The organism is Planctomycetota bacterium (genome assembly GCA_016872555.1).
GTDB lineage: Bacteria > Planctomycetota > Planctomycetia > Pirellulales > UBA1268 > F1-20-MAGs016.
Map to the genome: position 1 here is coordinate 96,297 of VGZO01000006.1, position 14,470 is coordinate 110,766.

The window sequence follows — 14,470 nt, forward strand, 5'->3', positions numbered from 1 at the left end:
GCATCACCCGCCCCGTAAGACCGATCCACCCTCTGCGTGCGGTGGATCGGGTTTTGGCCGCCGTCTTGCGAAAAGCCCTCCCCGACACCGACGGGTGATCGACAGGTCGAGGGCTCGGGAGGTCAGACCCTCCCGCTGCCGAGTAAGATCGCCTGCATGGACGATTCCCACGGCTCGGCCGCCGGTGCCGCCTCCCGCGCACCGCTCCCGGACGAAGCCACGATCCTCTCCGCCCGCCCCGAAGACGCGGCGCTCGCGACGGCGACCGTCAACGAGATCGGTCGCGCCCTCGAAGGCCGCGTCCTCGGCGCCTACCGCCTCGACGAGTTCGTCGGGGGTGGCGGGATGGGGGCGGTGTTTCGCGCCCTCGACACCACGCTCGACAGGCCGGTCGCCGTCAAGGTGCTGTCCCGGCGGCACTCCGCCGATGCCGAGATGCTGCGCCGCTTCAACGTCGAGGCGCAGTCGGCGGCCCGGCTCGATCACGAGAATATCGGCCGGGTGTACGCGGTCGGCAGCGAGGATGGTTGGCATTTCATCGTTTTCGAGTTCATCGACGGCACCAATCTCCGCGACGTGGTGGCGCGCGGCGGACCGCTCGACGTCGCCAGCGTGATCCGCTTTACCGTGCAAATCGCGGCGGCTCTCGACCATGCCGCCGAACGTGAGGTGGTCCACCGCGATATCAAGCCCTCGAACATCATCATCACCCCCGAAGGCCGGGCGCGGTTGGTCGACATGGGGTTGGCCCGCCGACACCGGATCGCCGAGGACGAGGATCTGACGCAGAGCGGGATGACCCTCGGGACCTTCGACTACATCTCCCCCGAGCAGGCTCGCGACCCGCGTGCCGCCGATGTCCGCAGCGACCTCTACTCGCTGGGGTGCACGGTCTATTTCATGCTCGCCGGCCGCCCGCCGTTCGCCGACGGCACGCTCCTGCAGAAGCTGCTGCATCACCAGCAACTGCGTCCGGTACCCGTGGAGCAACTCCGCCCCGACGTACCCCGCGGCTTGGCGGCCGCCGTCGGCCGGCTGATGGAGAAGGACCCTGCCGACCGCTACCAGACCCCGGCCGATCTCGTCGCCGACCTGATCCCGATCGCCGAGGATTGCGGGATCGACCTGACGGTGTCGCGGGCCGCTGGCGCGAGCGAGATCGCCGCGGAGAGAAGCGGCGGGGGGATGTCGCGCGTCACCTGGCTGCTACCGCTGGCAGCGTTGGCGGTGCTCGTCGCCGGCCTGCTCGTGGCCTCGGCGCGGGAGCGCTTCCGGCTCGCGGCAACCGACCCCGCAGCGCGTCCGGCGCCGGTGTCGGCCCGGGGGGAGCTGGCCGTGGACCGGCCGCCCCGGCGCGTCGTCGACGCCCCCGCCGGACCGGCAGAATGGGAGTCGGTCGCCGCCGCCCTCGCCGGCGCCGCGGAAGGGGATGTCGTCGAGTTGGCTTTCGACGGCGTCCACGACGAACCGGCATGGTCCGTGGGCGATCGGAGCGTGACTGTCCGTGCCGCTCCCGGGCACGCGCCTGTGGTCCACTTCGCCGACGAGGCCGTCGTCGGCGCGGAGGGGGCCTGCCGTGTCGGCAAGGGAGCGCTGTCGATCGAACGGGTGTCGTTCCGCGCCGCGGGCCGCCGGCCGTTGTTCTCCGTCGGACCGGGTGGCCGGCTGGTCTGCGATCACGTCGCGATCGACGGCGACGGCGCTGCGGTGGTAAACGGCGCGGACCCGACCGGAGCGGCGACGGTCGTCCGGTTTCGGGGCGTCGACGAGCCGGCCGAGCCGCTGCCGAGCCACCTCCGCTTCACCGCCACGCGAGTTCGCGGCATGGCGATCCTCGTCGAGGCCTCGGGCGGCGGAACGCTGTCGTGCGAGTGGATCGACGGGGAATGCGATCTCGCCGGCAGGTTTCTGGTCGCCGACGGCAGTCCGCGGGGGGGCACCGCCGGCCTGACGGTCAATCTCGACCTGCGGAACGCGACGTTCCGCGGCGCGGAGGGGTTCGCCGCGCTGCTCGACTCGCCGGCCCGCCCGGTGCCGCCGCGGCTCCGGGGCGAGGCGACCGGGTGCCGGTTCGTCGTCCCCGACGGATCCGCCTTGATCGAACAGACGGGGATCGACGTGCCGGCCGCGTACCGGCCGGGGGTCGAGTGGTCCGACAGCGGTGGCCGGTACGAGGGGAGCGGCGTCTGGCGCCGGATCGACGGCGCCGCCGAGCGGATCGACATCGACTACTCGTCGGCTCCCCGCCCGTTGACGCACGAGCCGGTGCCGCCGCGAAGGTGACGACGGCGCCGGTTTGTTGACAGCGGTAGTGACCGCCGATTCCAATTTTCCCCGGCGTCGGGCCGTGGTGGCCGGCGCCCCGAGCGACCGCCGTGTGCCAGCCAATCAGGATGGCCGCGGGGCCGCGATTCCCTGGGAGTGTTCCGATGTTGCGCGGTTCTTCGATCGGTGGTGCGGGCGCGATCGCGGTGGCGCTGGTGACGGCGGCTTCGGCCCGTCCGGCTTTCGCCATCAAGCAGTTCTTCGACGAGTTCAAGGCCGTGTACGTCAAGCCCGACAGCGGTGCTCCGGCCGACAAGGCGCTGGCCGCCGCGGTCGAAACCGCGAAGTGCAACGTCTGCCACATGGGGATGAACAAGAAGGACCGCAACGCCTACGGCAACGCGCTGGCCGATCTCCTCGACAAGAAGGACGACGCCAAGAACGTCGAGAAGATCAGGGCATCGCTCGAGAAGGTGGCGGCGATGCCGAGCGATCCAGCCAAGCCCGATTCGCCGAAGTTCGGTGACCTGATCAAGGAAGGAAAGCTCCCTGTCCCGGCGCAGTGAGCCACTGGACGGGCGGACGCAGCGATCGATCGTGATGTCGGGACGGCTCCGCGAGGGGCCGGCCCGACGCGTTTTCCACGGGGTTTCACTGGCCGTCGGCGACCGCCGCGAGGAGGCGCGCCGCCAGATCGGTCCGTCCCGCGAGCCGTTCGGCGGCCCCGGCGGGGGCGAACAGGCGGACCCGCTTCACGAGCCGGTCGAACTGTTCCCGCGCCAGCGCCCGCACCACCGGACTGCACTCGGCGAGGGGCCGCTCGCGCCGATCCGGCCCGGCGGAGCGGACCGCGATGTCGAACTCGACCTCGCGGTGCACCGGCGGGGCGTCGATCAGCAGGTCGTCGTCGGCCACGGGGATCCTCAGATCGTGGGCCAGCGCCGCGGAGAGCCGCCGGGCGGTGGCGACGAGCCGCGGATAGGGCAGACCGGCCAGCGCGCCGTGGACGGCGGGTTCGTCGACCGCGTCGAACACGGCGACGCGCTTGTGGAGCGCGCGGCGGGAGCCGAACAGGCCGTCCACGAGCCGCTCGGCCGCGGTGCCACGGGCGGCGGCGGTGATCCAGGCGGTGAAGCCGGCGTCGTCGGTCCGCGTCAGCATCGCCACGTCGAGCACCGGGCGGAGGATCCACACCGCGCGCTGCAGCATCGCCGTGGCCGAGCGCACGGCATGGTGCCAGTAGACCTCGGCGAACATCACGTAGCGGGCGAAGACCATCAGCTCCGCGGCGCAGCGCCCCTTGTCCCCGATCGCCAGCCGGCCCCGGCGGTCGATGCACAGGCTGGCGAGGAGGCGATCCTGATCGAAGTGCCGGCCGTAGGGCACGCCGGCATGGAGACTGTCGCGCGCCAGGTAGTCCATCTTGTCGACGTCGATCGGGCCCGACAGCAGGGTCCCGATCAACCGGCCGGCGGGGTCGTCGGCCGTGCCGGCGACGAGGGAGGCGACGCGGCGATGGTCGAGCCTCCACTCGTCCGCGAGGACGGCCGCGACCTCGGGGAGCGCCAGTGCCGCGGCGGCGAGATCCTCGTGGCGCGGCAATTCCTCGAGCCCCATGTCCTCGAGCGGGTGGCAGTAGGGCCAGTGCCCGATGTCGTGCACGAGTGCGGCGACGAGGAACGCGGCCGCGTCGTCGGGCCCGACGGTGGCGCGGAAGGTCTCGTCGTGCCGGAGGCGGGCGAGGTAGTCGAGCGCCAGCCGGTAGACCCCCAGCGAGTGCTCGAGCCGCGAGTGGACGGCCCCGGGATAGACCAGTGCCACCAAGCCGAGCTGGCTGACCCGGGCGAGGCGACGGAGGGGGGGCAGATCGAGCAGGTGCCGGGCGCGGTCGGTGAGCGGGACGGTGACGTCAGGGGGGACGCGCACGCCCGGCGTGTCGGAAAGGGCCGTCAGCTCCGGAAGGTCGTCGTACGGCATGTGCGCTTCAGACCGGCGGGAAACCGGCCAGCCAGCGGGCCAGGGCGGTGACGATCGCGTACAGCGAGAAATGGGCCACGGCCGTGCCCCAGTCGAAATCGAACGCCGCCAGCGCCGCCAGCGCGCCGACGCCGAAGAAGATCGGCCCGATGAACAGCCACTGCCACAGCTCGCGCGTCATGTCGGGCGGGATGAAGCCGTGAGCGAACCACAGCAGGGCCCAGGCGGCGCCGCAGACGAGCGTCCGGAGCGTGAGCGGCAGGCCGCGGTAGGGCTCGAGCTCTCGGTCGCGGATCGCCTCGTAGCCGAGCCGTGCGCAGGGAATGGCGAACAGCAGCGCGGCGGCGGCGAGGCACCAGCCCGGTGCCTGCCCGGCACCGAACAGGAACCGCGCGGCCAGGGCGAGGAACAGCCCGAGGGGCAAGAGCATCCCCCAGACCACCCACTGCGTGGTGCTCATCGGCAGGTCGAAGCGGACAAGCGGCGCCGTCGGCGCCCGCCCGGAGGCCGTCGAGGTCGTCGACGGGGCCTCGGGCTCGTGGATCACGATCCCCTTGCTCGCTGCCGGGACGGTGATCTGCTGCTTGCATTTCGGGCACGGTCCGGTCTTTCCGGCGAACTTGTCGCTGACGGAAAACACCGTCTTGCAGCCCGGGCACATCACCGAAATCGCCATGGTCGCTCCCGCCGCCCGAGAAGAGGCCCACCCCGTGGCGGGCAGTGTCAGACCGTGGCCCGCGGCCGTCAAGCCAACGCCGCGTCCCTCCTTCGGCGTGCGCGCGCCGGGCCGGCGGTCGCGTGCGGCGGGATCGCGGCGCCGCTCCGGCTACACTCGGAGTCCGGGGGCGAGCGGGAGGGCGGCCGCCGAGGGAGCGGGCTCGCGAGGAGGTCGTGATGGGTGATGCGAAGGGCGTCGAGGGCAAGTCAGCCGATCAGGCGGGCACCGATCCCTCCCGGCAGGCGGGCGGCGTGATCTCCTTTCACTGCCCGAACGGGCACCACATCAAGGTCGCGGCCCGCCTGGCCGGGAAACGAGGCGCCTGCACGAAGTGCGGTGTCGACGTCGTCATCCCGGCGGCGCCCGCCGCGTTGCCGCCCAGCCCGCCTCCAGCCGTCAAGGCGCCGGCCGCGGTCCCGCCACCGGCCAAGCCCCCCGCACCTGCCGCCCGTTCCGGCAACGACGCTTCGGCGCTCGACGCGCTGTTCGAGGCGGTCGGCGGACCGGCCCGACCCGAGGAGGAGAACACGATCATGATACACGCGCCGCCGCGCGAATGGGCGGCGCCCGACGCCGACCAGCCGGTCAACCCGACGGCGCGGCTCGTCGCCCGGTTGTGGGCGGAGCGCGAGCACGGCGGGATCGTCGAACTGCACGTCAGCGGCGGCAGCGTGATCCTGCCGGAGTGGTACGAGCCGCACTGGTCGAGCGGCTCGCACGGGCTGTTCGCCAGCCAGGCCGCCGACGGGAGCGTGACCCTCACCGCCGTGTCGTGGGATTCGATCCAGAAGATCGTCGTCCGGCAGGTCGAAGGGCTGCCCGACGGGATGTTCGAATGACGGCGGACGCCCGCCGCCGCGCGGGCCTCATTCGACGTCGTCGAGATCCGATTCCGAGATCATCGTGAACCCCTTGCGGCCGAGGGTTTCCAATCCCATCTCCGTGTTGTCGACCATCAGGGCGACCACGGGGCGGCCGCGCGGCCGGACCATGATCGGATACGCCTGGATGATGTTGACCTCGGCCTGCAACAGCGCCGTGCAGACCTGGAGGAGCGGCTGCGGTGCGTTGGAGAGCTCGACGCCGATCAGGTCGCTCTCGATCAGCGGCAACCCGGCGCGCTCGAGGATCTCGCGCCCCTGGTCGGGATGGCTGACGAGGAAGCGGACGAACGAGCACTCCCCCGAATCGGCGATCGACAGCGCCACGACGCGGACGCGCGAGCCGTCGAAGCGCCGCACCACCTCGAGCAGCTGTCCGACCCGGTTCTCGAGGAACACGGTGAACTGCCGGAGCGTCGGCCACTGCCGGCCCCGGGCGGTGGCGAAACCGATGCCGGAGTTGCCCCCGCTGTCGTCGGTGCTCACGTCGCGGCTCCGTGGGGTTGCTGACGGCCGGACGCGGCAGGCGGGGGTGGAGTCCCATCCCCGGTCCGGACCGCCCAGAATATGGACGGTCCGCGCGACGGGTCAAACGACCGCCGCGATCCGCCGAGGGAGTCCTCCATGACGGCAGCCAGCCACGACGTCCAGATCCGCGTCCGCTACCAGGAGACCGACGGTCAACAGCGGGTCCACCACGCCAACTATTTCACCTACTTCGAGATCGGCCGGACCGAGATGCTCCGCTCGACCGGCGCGACATACAGGGCGTTCGAGGAGGCGGGGCTGATGCTGGTGGTGTCGGAGGCCACCTGCCGCTACCGCGAGGCGGCCGCCTACGACGACCTGCTCACGCTCCGCACCACGCTCGAGGCCGTCGGGGGGGCGAGCATCACCCACGCCTACGAGATCATCCGCGACGGGCGGATCCTCGCCACCGGGCGGACGGTCGTCGTCTGCGTCGACCGCGACGGCCGCGTCCGCCGGCTGCCCGACTGGTTGCGCGGCTGACGACGTCCCTCAGCCCGGTAGCGGCTCGAACACGAACCGCTGCTCGCCGCACTGGAACTGCGCCGCGGCCGAGAGCCGGACCGGCCGCTCGATCCGCATCCACAGCCCGTTGCGGCCGCGGTTGACGATCCGCCACTGGCGCTCGACGCGGAATACCTCGGCGTGGAGCGGGCTGACGAACGGGTCGTCGAGGACGATCGCCGCCGATCCGCCGTGGCCGCCGACGGTGCACCCGGTGGCGCCGCAGGGGTGGCGGCGATGCGGCCCGTCGTCGGGTCGGTGGACGAGCCAGGCGACGTCACCGGCGGTGTCGCGTTCGAAGCGGAGCCGGGTCGCTCCCATGAGGAGGCAGCCGCCGTGGCGGAGCCGGGCTTCGGTGACGCGGACGAACGTTCCGGTCGTGCCCCCGAGGTCGATCAATTGCCAGGTGCCGTCGGGCAGGAGCACGATCCGGGCGTGGAGCGGCGCCATCGCGTCGTCGTGGGGGATCACGACACCGGCGCCCGAGCGGCCGATGTCGATGCCCGCCCCGCGCAGCCGGATCGTCTCGCCATCCTCGCGGCCGTCGTCGATGACCCGCACCAGCGCCATCGGGGGACGGTGCAGCGGCCGGTAGGGGAAAGCCTCCGGCGGGGGGCGCCGTGGGCCGGCCGGGACGAAGCTGGCGGTGTCCGCGGGAACCGTGGCCGCGACGTCGACCGGCGCGGGCTGGCGGAGGAGTTGGGCCCAGCCGTCGAACGAATCGAACAGCGAATCACTGCCGGACGACTCGCCGGCCGAGGAGATCTCCGAATCCGCGGCACTCATCCCGGCACCTCCTGCGCGAGGGGAGCGGTGCCCCGCTGCTCCCCCGCTCCATGCTACCCCGCGCTCGGGAAAAACCAGCGACGGCCGCGGCTTTCGGCCAGGGCACGCGCGGCTGCGGGATCGCCGCCACCGTCGCCCCGCGCCGGCGGCAGGTGGTATGGTTGCCCAGCCGGGCGGCGACGGTCGTCGCCGCCAGCGCCGCCGCACGGTCGCCGGAGGGGTGTCGATGAAGGGTACGCACACGGTCGGGCTCGTCGCCGCCCCGTTCACGCCGTTCACGGCCGACGGCGACCTGGCCCTCGACGTGATCCCGGCCTACGCCGCGCATCTCGCCGGCTCTGGCGTCGTCGGCGCCTTCGTCTGCGGTACGACCGGCGAGGGGATGTCGCTGTCGCGCGAGGAGCGGCAGCGCGTCGCCGAGGTGTGGATCCGCTCGAGCCCGCCGGGGTTCCGGATCTTCGTCCACGTCGGCGGGCTGGCCCTGACCGACTGCCGGGCGCTCGCCGCCCATGCCGAGGCCGCCGGGGCGTACGGGATCGCGTGCCTGGCGCCGTTCTTCTTCCGGCCGGTGGGGCTGGAAGGGCTCGTCGACTGGTGTGCAGCCGTCGCCGATGCCGCGCCGAACACGCCGTTTTATTTCTACCACATCCCGTCGATGACCGGCGTCGCGGTGAGCGTGGCCGAGTTCCTCACGCATGCGGGCTCGCGCGTGCCGTCGCTGGCGGGGGCGAAGTTCACCCACGACGACCTCGACGATCTCGCCGCCTGCCTGCGCGTCGCCGGTGGCCGCTACGATCTCCTCTTCGGGCGCGACGAGCGGCTCGTCGAGGCGCTCGCCCTCGGCGTGCGCGGGGCCGTGGGGAGCACCTACAACTTCGCCGCGGCACCGTTCGTCGGCATCGCCGCCGCACGCACCGGCGGCGACTGGGGTGAGGCGGAGCGGCTCCAGGCCGGGGCGACGCGCTTGATCGAGGAGATCGCCGCCTGTTGCCCGCAACCGCTGCCCGCCTTCAAGGCGGCGATGGCCCGCGTCGGGATCGACTGCGGTCCGGTGCGCCCGCCGCTCCGCCAGCCGTCGGCCGAGCAACGCGGCCGGATCGAAGCCGTGCTCGCCGCCCACGGGCACCACGGGCGCGGGGTCAGTTGACCTGCGGCCCGTCGGCATCCAGCCCGGCACCGTGCTGCTGGCGGATGACGAGGTGGAGGAGGAATCCGACCGGACCGGCGAGGAACGTCAGCGCGAGGGCGACGGACCGGAGCGGCCAGGGCACTCCGCAGCGGACGGCATCGCGGGCCACCCACGCGCCGACCACCATGTCGAAGACGAGGTAGTGGGTCCAGGCCGCTGCCAGGACCCAGTCGTCGGCGAAGGCGCCGCGCAGGCCCGCCAGCGTCGTCAGATCGCCCGGCGGCGGTCCCCCCGTGGCCAGTTTCCAGCCGATCACCGCGGCGTAGGTCACCGCGAGCAACCCCGGCACCACCGTCGCGCACAGCCGCTGGGAGACCCAGCGCTGCCCGGGCTGAACCAGGAGGAGGATCCAGGCGAGAAGGGCCACCGTGTTGGTGACTCGGAAATAGGTCTCGGCCATCAGCAGCCTCCAGGGTGCGGGGAAGGGGGAGCATCACCCGCTCCGACCGGTCGCGGCAAGCCGGCCAGGCCACCGGCTCTCGCCACGGGGGTTACGAGGGGCTAAACCTTTTGCCAAAGGTGTTTTCGGGCCGATTTCCAGGGGATGGGATCGGTTCGGCGCGGGATGTGCTGCCGGGGCCGCGTGTTGGCGGGAATGGCATCGTGGGCTAACGTACCGCGTGTTCCTACCCCCGCGAGGGGTGCCGTAGCCGCCCGGCCACACCGTGCACTCCTTGCCGCAGTCGTGCAGTTCCCCTCCGAGGCGGATGGGACCTTGAACTGCCCCGCCCCGCTCGGCCCGCGGTTCCTCCCGGAACCGTACCGCGGCCTCCAACCCGCAGGAGACATCCCGATGTCGTCCCGGCCCCTCTTCCGTCGTCCCGGCCGCTCCCGTGCCGCCTTCACGCTCGTCGAACTGCTCGTCGTGATCGCGATCATCGGCACGCTCGTCGGCTTGCTCCTGCCGGCCGTCCAGGCCGCCCGCGAGGCCGCCCGCCGGATCCAGTGCAAGAACCACCTCAAGCAGGTCGGCCTGGCGCTGCACAACATCAACGACGCCAAGCGCTACCTGCCGCCGATCACCGCCCCCACCAGCCGCGATCCGCTCCTCCAGCGCGGCCCGTTCTACGGCGTCGTCGGCTTCACCGTCTTCACGTGGCTCCTGCCGTATGTCGAGCAGGCGCCGCTGTATGACCTGGCGATGACCCAGCGCTCGGTCTACACACCGGTGCCCGGAGCGCCAGGAGCCGGCGTGATCTATTCGGTGTCGATTCCGCTCTACATCTGCCCCACCGAGACCTCGAGCCCCGGCGGCATGGGAGCGACCACCAGTGGCGGCGCGAACCAGTGGGCGGTCGGCAACTATGCCACCAACTACAACGTCTTCGGCAATCCCGGGGCAGCGACGCCAGACCTGCGGATGCAGGGGGCGTCACGGATTTCGCAGTCGTTTCCCGACGGCACCAGCAGCACCGTGATGGTCGCCGAACGCTACGGCACGTGCGGCTCGAGCGGCGTCGCCGATGATCCGAGCACCAACGGCTGCCTGTGGTCCGACAGCAACAGCCGGTGGCGGCCGGTGTTCTGCGTCAACGAGACGATGCAGTCCCCGAGCAATCCCGGGTACACGACTTGCGCGATGTTCCAGTCGTCGCCCAACTGGAAGAGCTCGTGCGATTCGTCGCGTGCCCAGACGCCCCACGGCGGGATCATGAACGTCACGCTCGGCGACGCCAGCGTGCGGAGTGTCGACGATTCGATCGCCCCGGCGACGTGGGCGGCGGTCTGCCATCCGGCCGACGGCGCGGTCGTCGGCGACTGGTGAGCAGCATGTGAGCCGGAGGGCGCGCGGTCACGCGGGGCCGCGCGCCAACCGGGCCACGCGTGCCACGGTCGCGGCGTCGAACGCCCCGGTGGCCGCCACCGGCACGACACTCGCACGCCCGCCGGTAGCGGATGCGAGCTCGGCGGCGGTGATCGGTTCGCGGCTCGCGACCTGCGCGGCGACCACCGCGGCGGTGGCGTCGGACGGGTCGGCCCCGCCCCGCGCCCTGACGCGCTCGGCGGCGACGGCCGCCGGGAGGTCGAGGTCGAGCCATACCAGCTCCACGGCACCGCGCGCCGCGACCGCCGCGATCGTGGCGCGCTGCTCGCGGCGCAGGCAGGCGGCGTCGATCACGACGCTCCACCCCGCCGCCAGCGCGGCGCCGGAGAGATCGGCGAGCCGCTCGTAGGTGCGGCGCGTCGTCGCCGCCGAATACAGCAGGGCGACGGCGGTGGCGTCGGCCGGTCGGTCGGTCGGGGCGAGGCCGGCGCCGCGCTTCCGCTCGACGTCGCTGCGCAGGCGGATCGCCCCCAGCGCCGCGGCGACCGCCGCGGCGAGCGTCGACTTGCCGCTCCCCGAGATCCCGCAGGTGGCCACGAGGAGCGGTCGCGTCGGGGTGGCGAGGCGCTCGGCGAGGGCCAGGTAGCGCACGCAGTCGTCGTCGGCCGTGGGCCCGGAGCCAGCCGTCTGGCCGGCGCGGATCGCCGCCACCGCCGCCCGGACGATCGCCCGGTAGACGAGGTACATCGGCAGGATCGGCAGCGCGGCATGGTCGTCGGCGGCCTCGACCCACGCGCTGACGACCGTCGCGGCGAGGTCGGGGCGGCCGCGCGCGTGGAGATCCATCGCCAGGAAGGCGACGTCGTTGGCGACGTCGATCCAGCGCAGCGACTCGTTGAACTCGATCCCGTCGAAGGCCACGATCCGCCCCCGGTGGCGCACGAGATTGCCGAGGTGGAGGTCGCCATGGCACTCGCGGACCCGGCCGGCTCCGCGCCGCGCCGCGAGACGCTCGCCGTGCCGTGCCAGTTGGCCGTCGATCCAGGTGGCGAGCCCCCGCGCGCGGTCGGCGAGATCGGGGCGGTGCTCGACCAGCTGATCGAGGTTGAGGTGGACGATCGCCCGGAACGTCGCGGCCGTCCCCCACGGCGCGGCGGTGTCGGCGACGAGCAGATCGCGCTGCACAGCGGCAACGTCTCCGGCCAGCGTCGCGCAATCCTCGGGCGAGAGCTCGCCGCGCTCGAGGACGTGGTCGAGACGGTCGCGCTCGGGAAACTGCTCGAGGCAGACCGCCCACTCGATCGGCTCACCGGCGCCACCGATCGTGGCGGCCTCGGGCGGGCCGGCGATCGGCACGGCCCCGAGGTACAGCTCGGGAGCGAAGCGGCCGTTGAGCCGCACCTCCTCGCGGCAGAAGGCGCGGCGGCGCTCGAGCGAGGTGAAGTCGAGAAACCCGAGGTCGACGGGCTTCTTCACCTTGTAGGCCCGCGCGCCGGTGAGGAACACCCAGGAGATGTGGGTTTCGACGAGGTGCAGGTCGCTCACCGGGTGCGGGTAGGCCGCCGGCTCGAGCAGGCGACGGACGAGCGGCGGGGCGGCAGCGGGCGGGAGATCCATGGCCCAAGTATCGCCGCCCCGGCACTGCCGGCGAGTGGCTACTTCGCCGCCGGCCGTGGAACCTCTTCGACAGGTGGGCGGGCCGGTGCCGCCGGCAGCATCATCAGCACCTCGGGGAGCGCGTCGCGGCCGAGCGACGTGTCGGCGGCGCGGAGGTCGCTGTCGGCCCGCCAATATTCCTGGCGGGCGAGGATCTCGAGGATCTGGGCGTCGAACTTGGTCTGCTCGCGGAGCGTGACGCGGAGGATGTCGCTGCGGCCGAGGCGGAGTTGCTCGCGCTCGGCCCGGGCGACGAGCGTGGCGAGCTCGGCTTGGCGCGTCGCCTGCTTGTAAAATTCGTAGGCGCGTTCGAGGAGCGAATAGGCGTCTTGGATCTCGGCGCGGACGTTGTCCTCGGCATACTCCAGCTGGCGGTCGATCTGGATCAATTGCGAATCGATCGTCTCGAGGCGGCCGCGGGCGTCGCGCCGCTGGGCCGGCAGTTGGAATACGAGCGACGCCTGGAGCACCTGGCGGTCGAGCCCGTCAGGCCCCGAGAGCGGGCTCTTGCCGAAGGCGGCGTCCTGGTTGCCGACGAGCTGGCTGTCGATCACCGGCAGCATCTGGTTGGCGGCGAAGCGGCGCTCGACGACCAGCTTCTCGCGCTGGAGCGCGAGGCGGGCGAATTCGGGGCGCTCGGCGAGCGCCCGGGAGAGGGCCGTCTCGAACGTCGTCCGGTCGGGGGGCACGGGCTTGGCCATCGGGCGGATCCGCCGGCGCGACGCGAGTAGCGGTCGGCCCGACGCATCGCGGAAGAACAGCGACAGGTCGATCGTCGCCTGCTGCAGCGAGCGGTCGGCCTTGACGACCAAGCCGTTGCGGAGAGCGACGTTTTGCTGGTTGTCGATCCGTTCGATGTTCGCCGCGGCGCCGCGCTGGACGCGCGTCTCGAGCGCGGAATCGCGCTCGACGGCCAGATCGACCAGCTCCTCGGTGGCCTCGAGCCGCTCGCCGTTGCCGAGCCAGTTCCAGTAGGTGCGGGCGGAGGCGCGCAGGTAGTCGAGCCGCGTGCGCTCGATGACCGGCTCGGCCAGCGCGATGTCGAGCCGGGCTTGGTCGCGCGTGGCGCGCGGGCGGTCGATGTCGCGGTTGCGGGCCAACGGCATCGTGACCCCGCCGCGCCATTCGCCGCCGGTGGCGGTCTTCTGGGCGAGGTTGTAGGTGGGGAAGTCGCCGTAGCCGTTGCGGAAGCCGCCGAAGGCGCTGATGCCTGCCGTGGGGAAGAGCTGCGTCAAGCCGAAATCGGAGCGGTAGTTCTCGTAGGTGCCCGGAGCCAGGGCGTTGCCCGACATGCCGATCCCGGTGTCGAAGGCTCCCATCGCGGTGGTCAATCGCCCGGCGGCCACCCCGCGCTCGCGTTCGATCGCCTGGAGCAGCGGATAGTGGAGTTGCACGCTCTCCAGGACGTCGGAGAGGAGCAGGGGAGCGTCGCGCTCGTCGACGTCGCCGCCGTAGTACTCCGACGGTTTGGCAGGAGGTGGGAGGAGCGTGTCGGGATCGCGCGGGTTGCCGGGTGGGAGCGCTCCCGACGTGGCGGCCCGCTCGAGCGCGGTGTCGTCGTCATCGTCGTCGGCCGGTCGGGGCAGCGGCGCCGGATCGCGCTGGGGCTCCGCGTTCGGGTCGGTCGGGGCGTCGACGTCGTCGCGCCGGGGCGTCAGGCCCTCCGGAGCCTCGTCGGCGAGTCGGAGAAACGACGCACTGACCACCGACTCGAGGCGCAGTTCGGCCTCGGGACCTGGCGCGAGAGGTGCGACCCTTCCTGCCGGCCGGAAGCGGCGCGGCTCGGTGGCTTCGGCGATCCCGCCGTGCACGACGAGGGCGACAACGAGCGCGGCCAGCGGCCTGCGCGACCGGACACCGCCCCGCGTTGGCGGCCGTTTGGCCGTCAGGTGACCTTGATCTTGGGCGCCTTCGACTTGCCGTCCTTGTCCTTTTCTTTGGCCTTGTCCATGGCCTTGGGGCCGGGGGCGAGGACCGGCGGGAAGCCGTTGAGCCTTCGCCAGATCTCGTAGCCGAGCGTGACCCGGTTGAGGAACACCCACCCGACGGCCTGGTTGCCCTGCCGGAGGAAGTTCTCGTCCGGCCAGGCATCGCCCTGGAGCTTTGCTTCTGGTTCGACGAGCACCCTGAACTGGCCGCCACCGCCGCTGGCCGGATCGACCTGACGGACCCGGCCGCCGAACGTGCCGATCGCCAATTCC

At 72.2% G+C, this 14,470-nt stretch carries 13 protein-coding genes; 6 read left to right on the forward strand and 7 right to left on the reverse strand.

Annotated elements, in window-relative coordinates; all coding sequences use genetic code 11:
• The first annotated feature begins 156 nt into the window (after positions 1–156).
• Both FJ309_03485 and FJ309_03490 read left to right on the forward strand, forming a co-directional pair.
• Positions 157–2,283, forward strand: coding sequence for a serine/threonine protein kinase (locus FJ309_03485; GenBank protein MBM3953676.1), 2,127 nt, complete (start codon positions 157–159; stop codon positions 2,281–2,283).
• A 146-nt stretch (positions 2,284–2,429) separates the two neighbouring features.
• A complete protein-coding gene (locus FJ309_03490) occupies positions 2,430–2,831 on the forward strand; it encodes a hypothetical protein (GenBank protein ID MBM3953677.1) in 402 nt (133 codons plus the stop codon).
• An 85-nt stretch (positions 2,832–2,916) separates the two neighbouring features.
• Here the strand turns inward: FJ309_03490 and FJ309_03495 are convergent, their stop codons facing one another.
• The gene (locus FJ309_03495) at positions 2,917–4,242 is read right to left on the reverse strand and encodes an HD domain-containing protein (protein MBM3953678.1); all 1,326 of its coding nucleotides are present in this window, start codon (positions 4,240–4,242) and stop codon (positions 2,917–2,919) included.
• 7 nt (positions 4,243–4,249) lie between these two features.
• The gene (locus FJ309_03500) at positions 4,250–4,918 is read right to left on the reverse strand and encodes a hypothetical protein (protein ID MBM3953679.1); all 669 of its coding nucleotides are present in this window, start codon (positions 4,916–4,918) and stop codon (positions 4,250–4,252) included.
• A gap of 218 nt (positions 4,919–5,136) precedes the next feature.
• Between FJ309_03500 and FJ309_03505 the strand changes: the two genes are divergently transcribed.
• Positions 5,137–5,799 carry a hypothetical protein gene (locus FJ309_03505; protein MBM3953680.1) on the forward strand — a complete coding sequence of 221 codons (663 nt, stop codon included), beginning with the start codon at positions 5,137–5,139 and terminating at the stop codon, positions 5,797–5,799.
• A 27-nt stretch (positions 5,800–5,826) separates the two neighbouring features.
• Here the strand turns inward: FJ309_03505 and FJ309_03510 are convergent, their stop codons facing one another.
• Positions 5,827–6,294: an acetolactate synthase gene (locus tag FJ309_03510; protein MBM3953681.1), complete on the reverse strand. Its 468-nt coding sequence runs from the start codon at positions 6,292–6,294 to the stop codon at positions 5,827–5,829.
• A gap of 171 nt (positions 6,295–6,465) precedes the next feature.
• On the opposite strand from FJ309_03510, the gene FJ309_03515 reads away from it, so the two are divergent.
• Complete coding sequence (locus FJ309_03515; GenBank protein MBM3953682.1) at positions 6,466–6,852, forward strand: acyl-CoA thioesterase; 387 nt, start codon at positions 6,466–6,468, stop codon at positions 6,850–6,852.
• 9 nt (positions 6,853–6,861) lie between these two features.
• Here FJ309_03515 and FJ309_03520 read toward each other — a convergent pair whose 3' ends face one another.
• Positions 6,862–7,659 (reverse strand): FHA domain-containing protein, encoded by a 798-nt coding sequence (locus tag FJ309_03520; GenBank protein ID MBM3953683.1) that lies wholly within the window; start codon positions 7,657–7,659, stop codon positions 6,862–6,864.
• Positions 7,660–7,885: 226 nt separating this feature from the next.
• On the opposite strand from FJ309_03520, the gene FJ309_03525 reads away from it, so the two are divergent.
• Positions 7,886–8,806 carry a dihydrodipicolinate synthetase gene (locus tag FJ309_03525; GenBank protein ID MBM3953684.1) on the forward strand — a complete coding sequence of 307 codons (921 nt, stop codon included), beginning with the start codon at positions 7,886–7,888 and terminating at the stop codon, positions 8,804–8,806.
• On the opposite strand, the gene FJ309_03530 is transcribed toward FJ309_03525, so the two are convergent.
• Positions 8,799–9,248, reverse strand: coding sequence for a DUF4281 domain-containing protein (locus FJ309_03530; GenBank protein MBM3953685.1), 450 nt, complete (start codon positions 9,246–9,248; stop codon positions 8,799–8,801). The two genes, FJ309_03525 and FJ309_03530, sit on opposite strands and share 8 nt — an antisense overlap.
• A 144-nt stretch (positions 9,249–9,392) precedes the next feature.
• On the opposite strand from FJ309_03530, the gene FJ309_03535 reads away from it, so the two are divergent.
• A complete protein-coding gene (locus tag FJ309_03535) occupies positions 9,393–10,613 on the forward strand; it encodes a DUF1559 domain-containing protein (protein ID MBM3953686.1) in 1,221 nt (406 codons plus the stop codon).
• Between the two features lie 27 nt (positions 10,614–10,640).
• On the opposite strand, the gene FJ309_03540 is transcribed toward FJ309_03535, so the two are convergent.
• Together FJ309_03540 and FJ309_03545 are read right to left on the reverse strand one after the other, a co-directional pair.
• Positions 10,641–12,230, reverse strand: a complete 1,590-nt coding sequence (locus FJ309_03540) for an aminoglycoside phosphotransferase (protein ID MBM3953687.1) — start codon at positions 12,228–12,230, stop codon at positions 10,641–10,643.
• Between the two features lie 38 nt (positions 12,231–12,268).
• Positions 12,269–14,080, reverse strand: coding sequence for a TolC family protein (locus tag FJ309_03545; GenBank protein MBM3953688.1), 1,812 nt, complete (start codon positions 14,078–14,080; stop codon positions 12,269–12,271).
• Positions 14,081–14,470 lie beyond the last annotated feature (390 nt).